The organism is Romboutsia lituseburensis DSM 797, assembly GCF_900103615.1.
GTDB classification, from domain to species: Bacteria; Bacillota; Clostridia; order Peptostreptococcales; family Peptostreptococcaceae; genus Romboutsia_F; species Romboutsia_F lituseburensis.
Genome location: NZ_FNGW01000005.1, coordinates 224,200 through 238,039 on the forward strand (window position 1 = coordinate 224,200; position 13,840 = coordinate 238,039).

Annotated in this window: 11 protein-coding genes; 1 reads left to right on the forward strand and 10 read right to left on the reverse strand. The window is 29.3% G+C overall.

The genetic code is table 11. From position 1 onward, the window contains the following. Nucleotides 1–214: 214 nt before the first annotated feature. Nucleotides 215–3,757, reverse strand: a complete 3,543-nt coding sequence (gene nifJ, locus BLP75_RS11645) for a pyruvate:ferredoxin (flavodoxin) oxidoreductase (protein ID WP_092726266.1) — start codon at nt 3,755–3,757, stop codon at nt 215–217. A gap of 313 nt (nt 3,758–4,070) precedes the next feature. Beyond that, on the reverse strand, nt 4,071–4,742 hold the full coding sequence (gene deoC, locus BLP75_RS11650) for a deoxyribose-phosphate aldolase (RefSeq protein WP_092726268.1): 672 nt from the start codon (nt 4,740–4,742) through the stop codon (nt 4,071–4,073). 497 nt (nt 4,743–5,239) lie between these two features. Here deoC and BLP75_RS11655 point away from each other — a divergent pair, with 497 nt between their 5' ends. Next, complete coding sequence (locus BLP75_RS11655; RefSeq protein WP_092726269.1) at nt 5,240–5,614, forward strand: winged helix-turn-helix transcriptional regulator; 375 nt, start codon at nt 5,240–5,242, stop codon at nt 5,612–5,614. 223 nt (nt 5,615–5,837) lie between these two features. Here BLP75_RS11655 and pduL read toward each other — a convergent pair whose 3' ends face one another. The 8 genes from pduL to BLP75_RS11695 all read right to left on the reverse strand — a co-directional run bounded on the left by pduL (nt 5,838) and on the right by BLP75_RS11695 (nt 13,813). Beyond that, complete coding sequence (pduL, locus tag BLP75_RS11660) at nt 5,838–6,407, reverse strand: phosphate propanoyltransferase (RefSeq protein ID WP_092726271.1); 570 nt, start codon at nt 6,405–6,407, stop codon at nt 5,838–5,840. A gap of 212 nt (nt 6,408–6,619) precedes the next feature. Then, nucleotides 6,620–6,841, reverse strand: a complete 222-nt coding sequence (locus BLP75_RS11665) for a helix-turn-helix domain-containing protein (RefSeq protein WP_092726273.1) — start codon at nt 6,839–6,841, stop codon at nt 6,620–6,622. A gap of 10 nt (nt 6,842–6,851) precedes the next feature. After that, entirely contained in the window at nt 6,852–7,340 is a 489-nt protein-coding gene (locus tag BLP75_RS11670; RefSeq protein ID WP_092726274.1) for a DUF2975 domain-containing protein, read from the reverse strand. A gap of 266 nt (nt 7,341–7,606) precedes the next feature. Further along, on the reverse strand, nt 7,607–8,866 hold the full coding sequence (gene aroA / locus BLP75_RS11675) for a 3-phosphoshikimate 1-carboxyvinyltransferase (protein WP_092726275.1): 1,260 nt from the start codon (nt 8,864–8,866) through the stop codon (nt 7,607–7,609). Next, nucleotides 8,859–9,968, reverse strand: a complete 1,110-nt coding sequence (gene aroB / locus BLP75_RS11680; protein WP_092726277.1) for a 3-dehydroquinate synthase — start codon at nt 9,966–9,968, stop codon at nt 8,859–8,861. Before aroB ends, aroA begins: the two co-directional genes overlap by 8 nt. After that, entirely contained in the window at nt 9,956–11,125 is a 1,170-nt protein-coding gene (aroC, locus tag BLP75_RS11685) for a chorismate synthase (protein WP_092726278.1), read from the reverse strand. Before aroC ends, aroB begins: the two co-directional genes overlap by 13 nt. Nucleotides 11,126–11,428: 303 nt before the next feature. Further along, on the reverse strand, nt 11,429–12,028 hold the full coding sequence (locus BLP75_RS11690) for a flavodoxin family protein (protein ID WP_092726279.1): 600 nt from the start codon (nt 12,026–12,028) through the stop codon (nt 11,429–11,431). A gap of 12 nt (nt 12,029–12,040) precedes the next feature. Further along, on the reverse strand, nt 12,041–13,813 hold the full coding sequence (locus BLP75_RS11695; protein ID WP_092726281.1) for a GAF domain-containing SpoIIE family protein phosphatase: 1,773 nt from the start codon (nt 13,811–13,813) through the stop codon (nt 12,041–12,043). Nucleotides 13,814–13,840 lie beyond the last annotated feature (27 nt).

Consider the following 13,840-nt stretch of genomic DNA (forward strand, 5'->3'; position numbering starts at 1 on the left):
TTTCATTTTATTTTAAAACAAGTCTATAGCTTATACTATTGTATATTAGTCATAAAAACCAAAATTCCTTTATTTTATAAATACGACAATATTCTACCATTCTTTAATATAAATGTATAATCATTTAAATCAATTAATTAATTTAATCTAAATTTTTTAACAAAAAAAGGATGAACTAAAAGTTCATCCTTTAATATATTTACTATAATTTTTATTAGCAGTTTTCAGCTAATCTCTTATAGTTATTGTATCTTTCATTAGCATTTTCCTCAGCTGATGTAAATAACTCGTCAGCTATTTCTGGGAATTGCTTAGCTATTGCAGCATATCTTACTTGACCTAGTAAGAAGTCTCTGAAACTTTCTGTTGGTTCTTTAGAATCTAATGTAAATGGATTCTTACCTTGAACTTTTAGAGTTGGGTTGTATCTGTATAAGTGCCAGTATCCAGCCTTAACAGCTTTTTCTATATTAGCTTGAGCTCTACCCATACCTTCTTTTATACCATGAGATATACATGGAGAATAAGCTATTATTAATGATGGTCCATCATAAGCCTCAGCTTCTAATACTGCCTTCATTAATTGGTTCTTATCTGCACCCATACCTACTTGTGCAACATATACATTTCCGTAACTCATTGCCATCATACCTAAGTCTTTCTTCTTAGATCTCTTACCAGCAGCAGCGAACTTAGCCATTGCAGCAACTGGAGTTGACTTAGAAGCTTGACCTCCTGTATTTGAATATATTTCTGTATCAAATACAAGTACGTTTACATTTTCTCCTGAAGCAAGAACATGATCTAATCCACCGTATCCGATGTCATAAGCCCATCCATCTCCTCCAAGTATCCATTGAGATCTCTTAACTAGGTAATCTTTTCTCTCATCTATTTCTTTTAATAATGGTTTTATTTCTTCGCTTGCGCAACCACAATCATCAGTTAAAACTTTTAATACTTTATCAGATGCCACTTTAGAAGCTTCAGCATCATCTTTACCTTCTAACCATGCAGTGAATGCTTCTTTTGCACAATCACATATCTCCATAGTTAATAAAGTTTCCATATTATCAGCTATTTTGTTTCTCATTTGTTTAACAGCTAACATCATTCCGTATCCATATTCAGCATTGTCCTCAAATAATGAGTTTGCCCAAGATGGACCTTTACCTTCATGGTTAACAGTGTATGGAGTTGATGGTGCAGATCCTCCCCAGATTGAAGAACATCCAGTAGCATTTGCTATCATCATTCTATCCCCAAATAATTGAGTCACTAACTTAATGTATGGAGTTTCTCCACATCCAGCACAAGCTCCTGAGAATTCCATTAATGGCTGTCTAAATTGACTTCCTTTAACTGTATTTGGAGCCATTACATCTACCTTTGGAGATACTTTTTCAGTATCAACTGCAAATGCCCAGTTTTCTACTTCAACTTCTTGAGTATCAAGAGGTTTCATAACTAAAGCTTTTTGCTTAGCTGGACAGATGTCTGCACAGTTTCCGCATCCTGTACAATCCATTGGACTTACTTGCATTCTATATTGTAGTCCTTCTAATCCTTTACCTATTGCTTTCTTAGTATTGAAGTTTTCAGGAGCATTATTTGCTTCTTCTTCATTTACTAATACTGGTCTTATACATGCATGTGGACATACATAAGCACATTGGTTACATTGTATACAGTTGTCTACTATCCATTCAGGAACATTTACTGCTATACCTCTCTTTTCGTATGCAGCTGTACCACATGGGAATGTACCATCTTCTATTCCATTGAATGCACTTACTGGTAAAGAATCTCCTTCTTGTGCGTTCATTGGTCTTAATATATTTTTGATGAATTCTGGCTCATCAGAATCTACTGCCATTTCTAACTCTTCTGCATTTGCCCAGTTAGATGGAGCATCTATTTTAACTAATGCATTCATACCTGCTTCAACAGCATCAAAGTTCATCTTAACAATTTTTTCGCCTTTTTTACCGTAAGCTTTGTTTATAGAATCTTTTAAGTGTTCTACAGCTTGCTCTGTAGGTATTATTTCAGCTAATTTGAAGAATGCAGATTGCATTATCATATTTATTCTTGTTCCAAGACCTATTTCTTGAGCTATCTTAGTAGCATTTACAGTGTAGAAGTTTATTTCTTTTTCAGCTATGAATTTTTTCATTTTTGCTGGTAAGTTAGCTTCTAACTCTTCAGGACTCCATATAGTGTTAAGTACGAATGTACCACCTTTTTTAAGTCCTTTTAGTAAATCATATTGATTAACATATGATTGATTATGACAAGCTATATAATCAGCCTCATCTATTAAATATGTTGATCTTATTGGTTCATCTCCAAATCTTAAGTGAGACATAGTTATACCACCAGATTTCTTAGAGTCATATGCAAAGTAAGCTTGAGCATATTTGTCAGTGTGGTCTCCTATTATTTTTATAGCTTGCTTATTAGCTCCAACAGTACCATCAGAACCTAATCCCCAGAATTTACATCTTATTGTTCCTGGAGTAACAACTTTTATTGTTTCAGATGGAGTTAATGAAGTATTTGTTACATCATCAACTATACCTAATGTAAAGTTATTTCTAGGCTTATCTGCAACTAAGTTGTCAAATACTGTTTTTATTTCAGATGGAGTAACATCTTTTGATCCTAATCCGTATCTTCCACCTATTATCATAGGAGCATTTTCAATTTCATAATATGCAGCACGAACATCTAAGTATAATGGCTCTCCTATTGAACCAGGTTCCTTAGTTCTATCAAGTACACATATTCTCTTTGCAGAAGCAGGTATAGCTTCTAATAAATGCTTAGTTGAGAATGGTCTAAATAAATGAACTTTAACTAAACCGAAGTTTCCGCCTTTAGCATTTACATAATCTATAGTTTCTTCTATTGCTTCTGTAACAGATCCCATAGCTATAACTATGTTTTCTGCATTTTCTGGTCCATAGTAATCGAATAATCCATGTTTTCTTCCAGTTAATTCGCTCATTTGATTCATATACTTTTCAACTATTCCTACTATATCATTGTAGTACTTGTTTGAAGCTTCTCTAGTTTGGAAGTATATATCTGGATTTTGAGCAGTACCACGAGTAACAGGATGGTTTGGAGATAAAGCTTTATTTCTAAATGCTTCAACTGCTTCCATGTTTAATAGTTTTGCATAATCTTCTGTCTCTAATAATTCAACCTTTTGAATTTCATGTGATGTTCTAAATCCATCGAAGAAATGTATAAATGGTAATTTACCTTCTATAGCAGCTAAGTGTGCAACAGGTGCTATATCAGCAACTTCTTGAACTGATCCAGAAGCTAATAATACGCATCCAGTTTGACGAGCACTCATAACGTCTTGATGGTCACCAAATATAGATAATGCTTGAGATGCAAGAGCACGAGCACTTACGTGGAATACTCCTGGAAGTAACTCTCCTGCAACTTTATACATGTTAGGTATCATTAATAATAATCCTTGTGATGCAGTGAATGTTGTAGTTAAAGCACCAGCTTGTAGTGAACCGTGGAATGCTCCAGCAGCCCCTGCTTCTGATTGCATCTCTACAACGCTAACCTTTTGTCCGAATATATTTTTTCTCCCTTGAGCAGCCCATTCGTCAACCACTTCAGCCATGTTTGAAGATGGTGTTATTGGGTATATAGCAGCTACATCTGTAAATGCATAAGCAACATGTGCTGCAGCTGTATTTCCGTCAAGTGTTTTCATAAATTTAGCCATAATGTGTATCCTCCTTATTTATTACTCTTATGTACTCAAATGTTTTAACATAAGCAATGTGTATCGTTAATTCAATGTACATACAAATACATTGTATTCCCCCAATACACAAGTATTACATAATTATAAAATATTACATAATAAACAAAATATTCTATATATTACTAAAATAATCCTTCTTTTTTGTTTATAAAATAATATATTTAATTTTTAATTTTTTTTTATAAATAAATTTTTTATTATTGCATTAGTTATATACCCAACAAATAATAAGTTTAATCACCTAAGCTAAAAAATATGTCATTATTTGTTTTTAATAATCACTTTTACTTATTTGACCACTTACTATTGCTATTGATGCACTAGCTCCTATTCTACTAGCTCCTGCTTCTATAACAGCTATTGCATCCTTTTCACATCTAACTCCACCAGAAGCTTTAACTCCTATATTTTCTCCTACTGTTTCTCTCATTAACTTTATATCTTCAGGAGTAGATCCACCTGTCCCAAATCCAGTTGAAGTCTTAACATAATCAGTTCCTGCCTTAACAGCTAACTCACATGCTATTTTCTTTTCTTCATCTGTTAAATAACAAGTCTCGATTATAACTTTTACTAATGCAGCTTTATTTGCAGCATCTACTACTGCTTTTATATCTCTTTCTACTAATTCGTAGTTTTTATCTTTTAAAGCTCCTATATTTATAACCATATCTACTTCGTCTGCACCTTTAGCTATAGCATCTTTTGTTTCGAATGCTTTAACTTCTGGAGTATTTGCTCCTAAAGGGAAACCTATTACTGTACAAACCTTAACATCACTGCCTTGTAATTCTTTTTTTACAAGTTCTATTTGAGTAGGATTTACACATACTGAGAAAAATCCATATTCTTTTGCTTCGCTACATATTTTCACAACTTCTTCCTTAGTAGCCGTTGCTTTTAATATTGTATGATCTATCATTTTTGCTATTTTATTATTCATTTATGTATTCTCCTTTTTTTACACTAAAGTTTATATTATTCCATAATATGTTATCATATTACGAAAACTATATAAACTTATTTTTTCCTAGAGAATATTTAGCATTCATGATTTTTCATTAGATTTTTTATTTGGGTAATATTTATATTTATATGATAGACCTTGCATATCATTGTAACAAGTAGGCACTTTATTTATATGTAGGATATTTTTTTATATATAGTATACTTTTTGATACTATATATATTTTTGTATACTTTTAATTTGAATTTTATTGTAGTTCAGTAATTTCAATTATCTAGGCTATATTTATATAATTAATATAGTCTATTAGGATTCAAAATGGATTTTATATATGATTAGTTTTGTGTTATAATTAGTAAAATTAAATTTACATATTTTAGAATTTATTGGTTAAATTTTACTTTATAATTTATATTTTGATAAATTTTAATATTCATTGTAAATATAATTATCTATTAAGAGAGGTGCTCATTATGGAAAAAGCTTTAACTTATCATCATAAATGCCATATGAATAATCGTTGTGCCAAATACAACACATGTCCAATGATTTTATTTCATAAATTAGTTTCAGGTAAATGGAAAATTCTAATCCTTTGGTATTTAAGTAGTGGATGTCTTAGGTTTAGCGAAATTAAAAGAAAGTTACCTGATGTGACTCAGAAAATGTTGACTAATCAACTCAGAAGTCTTGAGGAAGATGGGTTAGTTCATAGAGAAGTTTTTCCTGTAATACCTCCAAAAGTGGAATACAGCTTAACTGAAATGGGCGAAAAAATGATTCCCTTGCTAGAACAAATGTATAATTATGGAATAGAATACGGAGAATCTATTAAACATTCTAAATAGTTTTTATTAATTTTTTACTAAAAATGCAAATAAAAATTTTCTTTGCTTCAGTAACTGTGTGTCGTTAACGGCTTCACCCGTTGCTTAAAATATATTTTTTATGTTATTCATAATCTTTATTATCACTAAGTTCTAATTATTATGTATAGATTTTTAGGTATAATAATTTCCTTAAACGTAAAAAAAGCTATCTCCTAATGAGATAGCTTTCTATTATATATAATTATTCAGCTATTAATTCTACTTCTTCACCATTTCTAACACCTGCAGCGTTTCCTTCTTCAACGTCAACGTGCATTTCTAAAGCGAAGTTTGCATTAGCTCTAACTAATACATTTTCAAATACTACAGCTCTTGGTCCGAAAGTTCTAACTTTTACTATTTGCTTATCAGCTACACCGAACTTAGCTGCATCATCAAGGCTCATATGTATATGTCTAGATGCAACTATTACACCTTCTGATAATTCAACTTCTCCAGCTGGTCCTACTAATTTAACACCAGGAGTACCTGCTATATCTCCAGATTCTTTTATTGGAGCTTTAACCCCTAAAGTAAATCCATCTGCTAAAGATATTTCTACTTGTGTATTTGGTCTAGCTGGTCCTAAAACTCTAACACCTTTTATAGTTCCTTTTGGTCCTACTAAATCAACTTTTTCTTCACAAGCATATTGACCTGGTTGAGATAATGGCTTGAAATGAGTTAACTCATGTCCAGCTCCGAATAATGTTTCTATATCAGCTTGACTTAAATGAACGTGTTTATTTGATAATGCTATTGGTAATTTCATGGAAAAAATCCCTCCTAAATTCTTTTTTTGTATACAACATACAATTATACATAATATTCCTAATTAAATCAAATTATTTTGATAAAAATTTAATTTAACGTTCTTTTTCTTACCTGTATCATATTTCTACTTAATATTTGAAAATCCTTTTATACTATTTTGTTAATTATCATTTAAATTTATTCTTTATATAAAAGGTATTTTTAGGTATATTAATTATCCTCATTTTCATCATCTACATATTCTAATATATCCCCAGGTTGGCATTGTAATATATTACATATTTGATTTAAAGTAGAAAATCTAATAGCTTTAGCTTTATTATTTTTTAATATAGAAAGATTGGCCATCGTAATCCCTAATTTTTGAGATAATTCCGTTGAGCTCATCTTCCTTTTTGCCATCATGACATCTAAATTTACTATAATAGCCATTTTTTTCTCCTTATATTGTTTTATCATTTTCATCTTTTATTTCTATTGCCATTTCAAATAACTTGCTCAGAACTACACTTAAAAATCCTATGGCTAATGCTACAAAAGATATTATAACAGATGGTACCAGAGTTAATGCGTAAAAATACATATCAAATAAGTAATATAATCCAAATTGAACTACATTAAAAATTAAAACTTCACTAAAGGCACACATTGATATTTTTTTCAAATATAAAGGTATATTAGTTGAAAATGGATCTTTTTTAGCTATTAAACCACATAGTTTCTTTAAATAAATTAAAGCTATTAAATATGGTATTGCACATATATATATACCTATAGATATATTAATTGGCATTTTACTACCAACTACTCCATATGCACTTTTCAATATGGCTGTTATTCCTAATGGAGTAAATAAAAGCAGTATAATAGTTAGTGCAATCCCGATTAAAACAATTTTGTCTAAAATATTTTCAGCATACTTTTTATTCATTTTAACTACCTCTTTTTCTAATTTTAAATATAAAATTTTTAATTTTTTAATAATTAATATTAATTTGTATAGTTTTTAACATAAATACAATATTAATTTTATAAGTGTATTTTATCACTTATTTTTTTGTTTAGCAATATTTTTTTATTGTTTTTCAATAAAAAATATATTTTTATTAGCATTTCATATCAGCTATATATTAGGTAGTTTTGCACAAAAATTAGCCATACTTTAATTAAACATTAAAATATGACTAATTTTCACCGTTATTTTGACAGTTGTTTTAATAAATCAAAATATCCAGGGAATGATACATTTACACAATCTTCATCATCTAATTTCACATATCCATCACTAATTAATTCAGCAATAGAAAATGCCATAGCAATCCTATGATCTTTAAAAGTTTCTATATTAGCTCCTTTTAACTTAGTCTTTCCTTTTATAACCATTCCATCTTCAAGCTCTTCTATATCAGCACCCATTAGCTTCAAATTATCTACCATTACTTTTATTCTGTTACTTTCTTTGACTTTTAATTCTTTGGCATCTTTAATAATTGTAGTTCCTTCAGCTTGTGTCGCTAAAATGGATATTACCGGTATTTCATCAATAAGTCTTGGAATTATATCTTTATCAATTATAGTTGATGTTAAATTTGGACTATATCTGACTAATAAATCTCCTACTAGCTCTCCACTAACAAATCGTTCATTTAATATTTCTATATTTCCATTCATATTTTTTACTACGTCTAGTATCCCAGTTCTTGTTTTATTTAATCCTACATTTTTTATAATAACCTCTGAACCTTCACTTATTAAAGCTCCTACTATTATAAATGCGGCTGAAGATATATCACCTGCTACATTTATATCTTGGCTAAACAATTCATTAACTGGATTTATAGTTATACTTAAATCTTCTACTGATATATCAGCGCCAAAAGACTTAAGCATTATTTCTGTATGATTTCTGCTTTTTACTTTTTCATGAATAATACTTTTGCCATCAGCATAAAGACTTGCAAGTATTAATGCTGATTTAACTTGAGCTGAAGCTACTTGCATTTTATAATCTATGGCTTTTAAGTTACCACCATATATCGTTATAGGCGTATAGTTGGCATCATCATTTCCTTCAATATTACACCCCATAAGCCTAAGTGGATCGGTTACTCTTTTCATAGGTCTTTTAGCTATAGATTCATCTCCTACTAAAGTAGCTTCAAAGTTATTACCTGCTAATATTCCGCTTATTAACCTTATAGTAGTTCCTGAATTTCCTACATCTAATATATCACTTGGCTTCTTTAATCCATACAGACCATTTCCTTTTACAAATACATCTTTGTCATTTATTTCTATTTCTACGCCCATTTTTCTAAAACAATCTATAGTACTTAAACAATCTTGACCCATTAAAAAATTACTAATTTTGTTTTTTCCTTTTGATATTGATGAGAACATTATAGCTCTATGAGATATAGATTTATCTCCTATAAGTTCAAAACTCCCTCTAAGCATTATGACACTCCCTTATTACGTTTAGTATTTTACATTCTTCTATATCATTAACTACTTCCACTTTACCTAAATCTGTAGGAAGTATTAAATTAATTTTTCCAAAACTATTTTTTTTGTCACTCTTCATTAGTTCTAGTATATCTTTTGCTAAAAAGCTTTCATCTTCAGGGATTATAAACCCTAGTGGAAGGTTATAGACATTTGATACTTCTATGAATTTTTTGTAATAGTTTTCATCTATTAATCCATCATTAATAGATAATTTAAATGCCATATTCATTCCAATATTAACTGCTTCTCCATGACTTATTTTACAAAGCTTTTCTACTCCATGACCAAAAGTGTGACCGAAGTTTAGTATTCTTCTAAGCCCACATTCTTTTTCATCTTTTTCTACTACTTCAGCTTTTATACTTGCACATTTTTTTACTATATTGTATAAATATTTTTCATCTCTACTTATTATAAATTTATGATTATCAATTAAATAATCTAAAAAATCATAATCATAAATTAAAGCGTACTTTATTACTTCAGCCATTCCACTTATAAATTCCTGCTGTGGTAAAGTTTTTAGTGAAGATATATTTATATATGTAAACTTAGGTTGATAAAATGATCCTATTATATTTTTTGCATTTCCTAAATTGATTCCTGTTTTACCACCTATAGATGAATCAACTTGCGCTAATAAACTTGTAGGAGCCTGTACAACATCTATACCTCTCATGTAAGTTGATGCGATAAATCCAGCTAAATCTCCCACAACTCCACCACCAAGAGCTATAATTAATGATTTTCTAGTTAATCCTATTTTTAAGCAATGATTCATTATATCTTCATATACTTTTAAGGATTTAGATTCTTCACCTGGTTTTACAACATATTCATGAATGTATTTTGTATTTATAGATTTAACAAGTTTATCAGCTTGCTTAATATATAAATTTGAATCAGTTATTATTAAAACTTTATCATATACTTTACATATATCTAAGTCATTTAATTTTACATCTTTATTGAAATAACAAACTGCGTCTTTAAAAGATGTAAAGTCATTATCTATTACGATATTACAAACTGAATTTATTATTTTTTCCATCCTCTTTCACCTAGCCTTTTTATATATGAGTTATAATTAGAATTTATATCTCGTAAATTATCGCCCCCAACTTTATCTAAAAAGTACTTACAAATAACAAATGCGACTACATTTTCACAAACAATACTACATGCTGGAACTGCACAATTATCAGATCTTTCTATACTTGCAGTATAGCTTTTTAATGTATTTACATCTATTGAATTTAATGGTTTATATAGTGTAGGTATTGGTTTCATAGCACATCTAATTATTATTTCATCCCCAGTTGTCATTCCACCTTCTATTCCACCAAGTCTGTTTGTAGCTCTTTTTATACCCGTATTTTCATTGTAATAAATTTCATCCATAACTTTTGATCCTACACTTTTAGATACATCAAATCCAATACCTATTTCTACACCCTTAATAGCCTGAGTACCCATAAGATGCATCGCTAGCTCTCCATCAATTTTCTTATCAAACTGGGTATATGAGCCTAAACCTGGAATAACATTTTTTACCCTTATTTCTATAATTCCACCTAAAGTATCTCCATCTTTTTTTACATTATCAATTTCTTTTATAATTTTTTCTTCTAAACTTTTATTTACGCATCTAACTTCACTATTGTCTACATGTTTTTTTATATACTCAAAATCATATATATTGTCATCACTTATACTTCCTATTTGTACAACATGAGATATAAATTCTATACCAAAGTTTTTAAGAATTTGTTTACAAATAGCCCCAACTGCTACTCTACTTGCTGTTTCTCTTGCACTAGATCTCTCTAAAACATTTCTAGCATCTTCGAAATCGTACTTCAAGCAACCAACTAAGTCTGCATGACCTGGTCTTACATTACTTACTTTTTTACTTTCTAAATCTATATCTTCCATTGGATTCATATATTTAGACCAATTTTCATAATCTTTATTTTTTACTTCTATAGATATTGGTCCACCTAGTGTTTTCTTCCCTCTTACGCCTCCTAATATATTTATTTTATCTTGTTCTATTTTCATCCTAGCCCCTCGGCCATATCCACCTTGTCTTTTTTTAAGTTCATTGTTTATTTCATCTATATCAAGTTCAATATTAGCTGGAACTCCGTCTAATATTGATATTAAACTTTGTCCATGTGATTCTCCACTAGTCAGATATCTTAACATATTACCTCCCATTTTTTTGTTTTATTATGTAAAAAGTCGCTTAGATCACGTCTTCAACGACTTTGTCCGTTAATTAAAAATATATTTTTTATTTTTACAACGGTATTGGCATAACTATAATTCATAGATTATTAATAGTTTCTGATGTATTATAGTGTACTTAAGCTTAAAAAAGCTGAATTATAACTTTCCTCATACTACTAATTCTAAATTCTTAGCTATCCATAATTAAATGTATAGCAGTTTAGGATTACAATAGGAAGAAATTATATTCAGCTTAAATAAAATTGATTAAATATAAAACTATTCTGAAACAGTATCATTTATATCTTTTATATAATGTTTTAAGTTTTGTCTTAGTTTTTTTCTAAATTCTATATTTTCTTCATATTCTACTTTGTCAGTATTATTTAAATGCAGATTATAAAGTAACTTATTATTTACACTTTTAAAAAAGAAATCCATCACTGTTTGGCCACCCATAAATTGAGTCTCATAATTTTGAGATCCTCCTACAGCTATATACATTCCTATACGCCTTTTATTTCTATCTATGGATGGTTTATTTAATACATATTTACTTGCATATATAGCTTGTGTTCTATCAACTACTGTCTTTAACTTTGCAGAAATACAATCAAAATGTACTGGACTGACAATTATAACACCTTTTGCTTTATCAAACATTTCATACATAGGTGTCATATCATCTTTTATTCTACAGTATCCTGTTTTATCACAAAATCCACAAGCAGTACAATAATCTATGTTCATATCATATATATTAAATATTTGACTTGTTAAATTATTTTCTATTAATACATTATTTACTTCATTAGCAATTTTAAAACAATTTTTATTTTTTCTAGGACTTCCATTTATTATTAAAATCTCTGGATGCATACATTATCCCCCTTATTTATCTTTTAGCATAACTACTAGTATATCATCATCATAACTATCCTTACCTGCAAATTCTTTTAACTCTACCTTTAAATTATCTATTACATGTTCTGGTTTAAGGTTAAAGTTTTCTTTTAAGAAACCTTCTAGTCTAGATGTCCCATACTCTTCTTTCGTTGTATTCTTTATTTCTAATACCCCATCTGTATACATACATATCATAGGATATTTATTTATTTCAAAAGTATTGTTGTCATACTCAGCATCATCCATTATCCCTATTGGAATTCCTTTTTTACATTCAATATCTCTACATACCACTCCATTTTCCTCTATTATTATAGGACTGTAATGACCAGCATTAGAAACACTCATAACATTTTTTACAGTATTAACCTTACTTATTAAACAAGTTGTAAATACACCCATTTTATCAAATTCATCATAAAGCATACTATTTAAGTTAGTCATTATTTCTCCTGGAGTTTCGTATTGATTGCAAAGTACTTTAAAAGCCCCTTTTATCATTGCTACTACATAATTTGATACCATACCATGTCCCATAACATCTGCTACTATATAAAATATGTTTTCTTCATCAACTCTCATAGCATAGTAGAAGTCCCCACCAACTACTCTTGCAGGTCTATGATAATAAGTTAATTCTTTTTGTTCATTACAGTCTAACTGACTTTTATCCATTATAAGTTTTTGCTGTTGACTTAGTATATTAAGCTCATTAGCTAATACTCTATGCTTTACTTCTTCTGCATTGTATTGATAAAGTTTCATTCCAACAGCAACCTGCTTAGCTAAGATACTTAATATATTTAAATCATCATTAGTATAATTTCGGCTATTAGCACATACTATACATCCGATTATTTCATTTTTATCTTTTAATTTGTAATAAATATAACTTTCTATTTTACTACCATCTTTACAGTTTACTCCAACATTATTACTATAAGCTCCCATTGCTTCTTGAGATAAAATACTTTCAACTATAGGGTATACATTTATTTTATTCTTATCTTCTGTGTTATAGTAATTAAATACCTTGTTTCGATATTCTTGCTCATTTATTATTATTATAGCTTCTTTACTGTTTGTTATATTACAGGCCTGTTTACTTAAATGTTCTAAGAATCCATTTATATTTTTATTTAAGTATAGCTTTCTAGTCGCTTCATTTATAGAAGATATTGCACCTCTAAGTTTATGTACAAGCAATTGAGTATTATTGTTTTTTGTAGTTATTTCTATAGATAAACTTATCAAAGATGCTACTGATGATATAAAGTCTATATCTTGATCTGTAATAAAATCATTAGCCGTTAAAAAGCATGTCATAAATCCTACTACTGCATCATTTATTATAAAAGGAAATACAATACGGCCTATATATCCTTCTGCTTTAGCTAACTCTCTTTCTTCTTTTGCTCTTTCATCCTCAAATATGTTTTTTATATAAATTATCTTCTTTGTTTTAACTGCTTCATGAACATATCTTGGATATTCACTAAAGTCTATTTTAACCCCTCTTGGGCTATTCATTGGAAATACTTGTGGTATATATTCTAAAGTTTCCGAACACACTAAATAGGCATGTTGGTAGTTATTTTTATAAAATAAGTTAACACATGCCTTGGCTGGATGTACCACTTCAAGCATCTTCTCTACGATTCTATCTTTTATGCTAAAAAAATCTGTTGATTGAGTTACCATAGCAGATATATCTACTAAATTTTTCATCTTGCTAACATCATTATTAGAGTTACCCATATCAGCACACCCCCTAGTTTTATTAGT